Origin of the sequence: Lactobacillus gallinarum, from assembly GCF_002160635.1 — a bacterium.
GTDB lineage: Bacteria > Bacillota > Bacilli > Lactobacillales > Lactobacillaceae > Lactobacillus > Lactobacillus gallinarum.
Genome location: NZ_NFKZ01000055.1, coordinates 1 through 6,045 on the forward strand (window position 1 = coordinate 1; position 6,045 = coordinate 6,045).

At 34.4% G+C, this 6,045-nt stretch carries 6 protein-coding genes; 3 read left to right on the forward strand and 3 right to left on the reverse strand.

Annotated features, from left to right (window positions below):
- Positions 1-137: 137 nt before the first annotated feature.
- The 3 genes from B5E95_RS11035 to B5E95_RS10100 form a co-directional block, all read right to left on the reverse strand.
- Positions 138-767, reverse strand: a complete 630-nt coding sequence (locus B5E95_RS11035; RefSeq protein WP_338034548.1) for a transposase — start codon at positions 765-767, stop codon at positions 138-140.
- Positions 691-1,254 carry a helix-turn-helix domain-containing protein gene (locus tag B5E95_RS11040; RefSeq protein WP_241146358.1) on the reverse strand — a complete coding sequence of 188 codons (564 nt, stop codon included), beginning with the start codon at positions 1,252-1,254 and terminating at the stop codon, positions 691-693. The genes B5E95_RS11035 and B5E95_RS11040 overlap by 77 nt, the downstream gene beginning before the upstream one ends.
- 211 nt (positions 1,255-1,465) lie before the next feature.
- Entirely contained in the window at positions 1,466-2,299 is an 834-nt protein-coding gene (locus tag B5E95_RS10100; protein WP_087236543.1) for a LysR family transcriptional regulator, read from the reverse strand.
- A gap of 149 nt (positions 2,300-2,448) precedes the next feature.
- On the opposite strand from B5E95_RS10100, the gene B5E95_RS10105 reads away from it, so the two are divergent.
- The 3 genes from B5E95_RS10105 (at position 2,449) to B5E95_RS11050 (ending at position 5,784) form a co-directional block, all read left to right on the forward strand.
- Complete coding sequence (locus B5E95_RS10105) at positions 2,449-3,093, forward strand: nitroreductase family protein (protein ID WP_087236545.1); 645 nt, start codon at positions 2,449-2,451, stop codon at positions 3,091-3,093.
- Positions 3,094-3,112: 19 nt separating this feature from the next.
- A complete protein-coding gene (locus B5E95_RS11045; protein WP_241146359.1) occupies positions 3,113-3,247 on the forward strand; it encodes an SDR family NAD(P)-dependent oxidoreductase in 135 nt (44 codons plus the stop codon).
- 113 nt (positions 3,248-3,360) lie between these two features.
- Positions 3,361-5,784 (forward strand): LPXTG cell wall anchor domain-containing protein, encoded by a 2,424-nt coding sequence (locus tag B5E95_RS11050; protein WP_087236547.1) that lies wholly within the window; start codon positions 3,361-3,363, stop codon positions 5,782-5,784.
- The last annotated feature ends 261 nt before the right edge of the window (positions 5,785-6,045 follow it).

Consider the following 6,045-nt stretch of genomic DNA (forward strand, 5'->3'; position numbering starts at 1 on the left):
TGGTCGATCCGCTAGAATATTATATATCTCGTAAAGAATTACAAATGTAGCGCCGGATACGGAACCGTACGTCCGGTGCAATGAGAGGGGCGAGAATTAAACTCCCTCTACTCTATTTAGAATCGCATCTTTTTCTTCTAATTTGATTCAGTAAATCTAGCAGCGTTAAGCAAATCATGAAGACAACGTTTAAAGGTTTTTAACGTAATGTTCATTTGATAACCTATAGTATCTTTACAGTTGAAAAGTTTTCTTAGATCAGAAACATTTTTATTTATTAGGGCTTTACTAATATCTTGTAAAAGATTGTAGGTATTCTCTGATTCTTCACTTAGCGCTAGTCCATCAGTCACAATTTGTTCCTGAGTTAGTGTATCTTTGAGGTGCCATTTATAATGTGGTTTTGTCTTTTCAAGATCATCAAAGGGCTTTAAATATAGTTTCCAATAATATTTAAGCAAGTTATATTCACGTGATCCTTTATGGTACTTCTTCATAACATGAATACGACATGAGTTAAATGAACGGTTAAGCATTTGAATGATGTGAAAACGATCAAAAATGATCTGAGCATTAGGAAATAGTTCTCTGGCCATTATGTCATAGGAGTAATTAAGATCCATCGTAACGGTTTTAACCTTCCTACGAATAGTAATTGGAAAGTGCTTAAAATACTTAAGAATATCCTTTTTAAATCTTGAGCACATGGTGAGACTGACCATCAAGGGCAATAAAGTTAAGCTGACGACCCACACCTTTGAATTCATCAAAAGCTAAGTGTTCAGGTAGCCAGTCATAATCTTGGGTAGAAGTAGTCTGATATTTTTCAAGCATTCGTTGAACAGTACAAGTTGAAACTGAGTTTTGGATGGCAATAGTTTTCATTGACATGTCTTCAGTTAAAGCGGAAATAATCTTTCTTTTCACTGGATTTGAGATATGACAATACTTATTTACTAAATTAGTTTCAGCCATAGAATTATGATGACAATCTTGGCAAATAATTCTTTCTTTGGCTATTCTGATAAAGACAGGTAGACTAGCATCTAAAGCAAGATAACGGAGATTAGAATAAGAATGGCCATTGTGCCAAATATGATCAGAGCCACAAACAAGACAATGATCAAGATGAAGAACAGCATGATAGAATTTGGCCTCACGTCCACGATATTTCCCTAATGAAGTATCAAGGAATTCTAAATTATCTGCTTCAATATTAAGAGTAAATTTAATATAATTATTGAGAGAAGTCATAAGCAATCACCTTAATTTCTAAAGAGTAGTATCAAAGGATATTAATGTAAGAGGCCTATGGCTTCTTTTTTTGTGCAAAAAAATCCTGTTGATAGAATATCATAGAAATCTATCAACAGGATTTATCATAGAACCATATTTATTACGAGTGCATTAAGCACCAAGACCTCGTCGGTTAACTCGATGAGGTCCTTTTTGCGGCTCTTGAAAGTTATAGTGCTGATAAAAACTGCTTTATTGTGTTGCTTGGATTTTTTCGATAGTAAATTCCATAGTATGCCTTTTGTTTAATATTTAATGGTTTAACAATGTATGGTTTGGCCGCTGGTGCCATTCCTTTGGGAATGCACATTAAGTAATTATGGTATAGAGCTGTTGCAAAGAATGATGAATTATACACGCCGAAACTTTTTATATTGATTTTTGGATTGCGTTTAAGAATATTGCCGATTTTATCTCCCATAGCTGATATGCCAGTTTTTTCAATGGCTACAGTGTAATTGCTTAGATCTTTAAGTGTAATGCTGGATTTGCATGACAGTGGGTGAGAAGGTGGCATTGCAATGTAAATAGGTTCTTCTTGTAATTTTAGAAAATTAAAGGAATGATCCAAATACTTGGTGATTTCATAGTATTCAATGATATCGATCTGGTTATCAACGTTTTTTATATTTTTTACTTCTTGAAAATTGATATTAAAATCCTTTAATTTTGAATTATTTTTTTGAAGCACGGTGTTAATTAAAATAGTTTTTTCAAGATAGATTGTCCCAATGGTTAGTGTATGTGAGTAATCATGCATTGTTTTTATTATTTCTGATTCTTTTTCAATTATCCCTTTAGCTAGTGGCTGTAATGCTTTACCAGCATCGGTTAGATTTACTCCACGTGAAGTTCTTTCAAATAATTTGATTCCAAGTTTTTGTTCTAACTTGTTAATATGCTGAATTATTGCTGATTTAGTAATAAAGTTGTTTCTGGCAGTTTCGGAAAAATTTTTAGTATTGCATACATCTAAGAAAATCTTGTACTCATGAATATTCATTAGTTTTTGTCCTTTAGTTAAGTTGCATTATGTAGAGTTAAGCAAATACTTAACTCTGGGTTACAATAATAGATCATACTTATGATTTAAATTTATTATACTATAAGCAAAAGCGGTAACAAATTAGTGAATAGAAAAGAGATCTAATTATGGCAATTGTAAATAATGACTTTCACGAAATTCTAACTGGTAGACATTCAGTACGCAGATTTGATCCAAGCGTAAAGATCAGTCGTGATGAAATGAAAGAAATGCTGGAAGAAACAATTACAGCTCCATCTGCATGTAACTTGCAGGCTTGGAAGTTTGTCGTAGTTGATACTGATGAAGGAAGAGAAAAATTACATCAGTACTTTATGAAGTTCAACTTCCCACAAGTAGATAAAAGCTCAGCCGTCGTTCTATTCTTCGGTAATACTTTAGCTTATAAGAAATACAGTCAATTATGGCACAACATGTATGAAGCTAAGAAAGTAACCAAAGAAGCAATGGAATCAGCTTTGAATACCTTTATGCCACTTTATGAAAAAGCAGATCAGCAAATGCTTGTAGCTGACTCAATGGTTGATACATCATTAGCAGCAATGCAATTTATGTTAATTGCACGTGAACACGGTTATGACACAAATGCGATGGCTGGCTATGATGCAACAAAAGCAGCATTAACTATGGGACTTGATCCAAAACAATATATCCCTGTAATGGCTATTGCAATTGGCAAGCATGATCTTAATGCCGAGGATGAAATCACTACTAGCAGATATCCATTATCTGAATTAGTAGATTTTGAATAATCAATAAGAGGCAACCATAATGAAAGATTTTAACGGAAAAGTAGCGTTTATTACAGGTGCAGCCCATGGCTTTGGAAAAGCTATTGCAACAAAAGCAGCTAGTCTTGGAATGAAATTAACTTTGGTTGATCAAGATAAAGAAGCATTATCTTAAGTTGCTGACGAGTTAAGTAAATCAACAGAAGTATTAAAGATAGTAGCAGATGTTACTGAAGAGAAAAACGTTGATAATGCTGTAGATGAAGCGAGGAGGATTTTAGAAAAGACATGACTAGAAATAATTTAAAGACTTTAATGGCAGGTACGACAACTTTATTATTAGGAATGAATGTATTTGTTAGCCCAGTTCAAGCAGCTGAACAAGGGCAAAGTGGAGCTGCTTTAGATGCTGCACCAATTAAAACTACGGGTTCTTCAAATAATAACAATAATGGTTCAAATAGTGCTCAACCAGCTAATAACTCTGAGGGTGCAGAAGAACAACAGGAAAATAATAAACCCAGCATTGAACCGCAAAGTGCAAGTGTCAATGGTGGGGATGCCTCTACAGGTGAAGAAAAAGATGATGTTAGATTAAATGCTGGTATTTATAAAGATAAAACAGAAGCTCACTTTAAAGATGATAAGGGAACTGAGCAAAAAACAACATTGGGTGAAGTAGCTAAGCATCTTGATAAAAGTAATCCATTAGGTGTTGCTTCAATGTTTCATATTTTTGCTGATAAAGTAACCCAAAACGGCGATTTAAACGGTAATATTGCTGCCAACGAATTTTCAGGTCATGACTTTGGTGCTCGTGAAAATAAACGAGAAGTTGATCATACTAATATTGATATATATTATATTAAGAAAATTAACCAATTAGGATCAAATGCTTTTAGAAATAATAACGGTAGCAAAATAGTTGTAGGCGAAAATTTAGTTAAACATGATGAGAATTATAATGGTGGCCAATATCACGTTACAATTGGTGGTCATGATTATACTTTAGATGCCGTTCGACCTAAGGATCATGAAGAGGTTGGTGGTAAGAATGCTACCGATTTTCAACAAGACGCAAATTATATCGATATTAAGAGTGAACTTGCAAATTTAGGTAAAAAATCGGAAAAATGGATGAAGGATGAGGCAACCTCATCAGTAATTGCCACAAATGCTGCGCAACCAAATGAAGGTAAAAAGAATATGACCTATGATCTTTCAAAAGCAGAGGTAGATAATAGTGGTAACAATATTATTATTCAAATGCCTATTGAGGATCTGGAAAATGCTAACAATGAATTTACTATTCAAGGATTAAATGAAAATAGTAAGAAGAACATTATTATTAATGTAATTACTCCAAATGAAATTAAAAGTAATAAAGATTTAAAAATAAATATAAATGCGCGCGTTCATCTAAAGTATGGTGCAAATAACGCATTAAATAATAATGAAAATCATACAAATAATAATCCAGTTCTTTGGAACTTTGGTGCAGTTATGGGTGAAATTCACTTTAATCCCGAATATATGGGTACTGTTTTGGCTCCAACCGCTACAGTAACAAACTCTGCGAATATTGATGGTAATATTATTGCAGAAAGTGTTACTGTTAGTGGCGAAACACACCGTTGGGATTACAATCCAGAACATTTCTATGTAGAAATTCCAATTGATCATAATGGTAATCAAAGTAATAATGAAAAACACGAAAAACATGAAGAGCATGAAGAGCATGTAAAACATGAAGAACACGAAAAGCATGAAGAGCATGTAAAGCATGAAGAACATATAAAACATGAAGAACACGAAAAGCATGAAGAGCATGTAAAGCATGAAGAACATGAGAAACATGAAGAGCATGAAGAGCATGTAAAACATGAACAACACGAAAAGCATGAAGAGCATGTAAAGCATGAAGAGCATGTAAAACATGAACAACATGTAAAACATGAACAACACGAAAAGCATGAAGAACATGAGAAACATGAAGAGCATGTGAAGCATGAAGAGCATGTAAAACATGAACAACATGTAAAACATGAAGAGCATGTAAAGCATGAACAACATGAGAAACATGAAGAGCATGTAAAGCATGAAGAGCATGTAAAGCATGAAGAACATGAGAAACATGAAGAGCATGTAAAACATGAACAACACGTAAAGCATGAACAACATGTAAAACACGAACAGCATACTAATCCAACTCCAGAGAAGTCAAAAGATAAAACTCCAGATCAGCCACAAACTCCTAACATCACCACTCCTAACTTCAGTGAACCTAAATCAAATACCCCATTCCCTGATTCAGAAACAGTTACTCCATCTAAGCCAAAAAACGATGTAAAAAGCTTCTTTAAGGCACAAGCTAAGAAACATGTTGTAACTAAGAATGTTGCTAAGAAAACCGCTGTTAACAAGAAGAAGCCTGTAACTCAAGCACCCAAGAGCAAAGTGGAACACAACAAGGTAAATACTGCTAAGGCAGTTACTGTTGCTACTCCAAAGTCTAAGGTTGAAAGAGGCTCAGTAGAAAAAGTTTCTGTTAAGAAGTCCGCTCCAAAAGCAGCTGCACTCCCACAAACTGGTCAAAAGCAAAACCAATCTGTTTTAATTGGTATTGCTTGTAGTGCTGTAGCATTGATTGTTGGCTTCTTTGGTAGAGCTAAGAAAAACGGCTCTTTGTCAAACCCTGTTGATAGAGAGTAAATGAATAGAATCAAGCAACCATTAAAAGGGTGTTTGTAGTGACCCGCATTTTTCGGACACTTTATTGGCTCTCTGTCAAATCGTGTTGATAGAAGTCAACTATAATTTAATAATTGGATTAAGCATCAAGCTGCTATGTACCAGCTTGATGCTTTTTCTTGTGTGTCGGGCATGACATTTCATCTAGTCTAGTGAAAGTCTAGACCACGGGTAGTTGTCGCCAAGTGTAGTGAACCACAAGCTGATAGCGGTGACGCTATG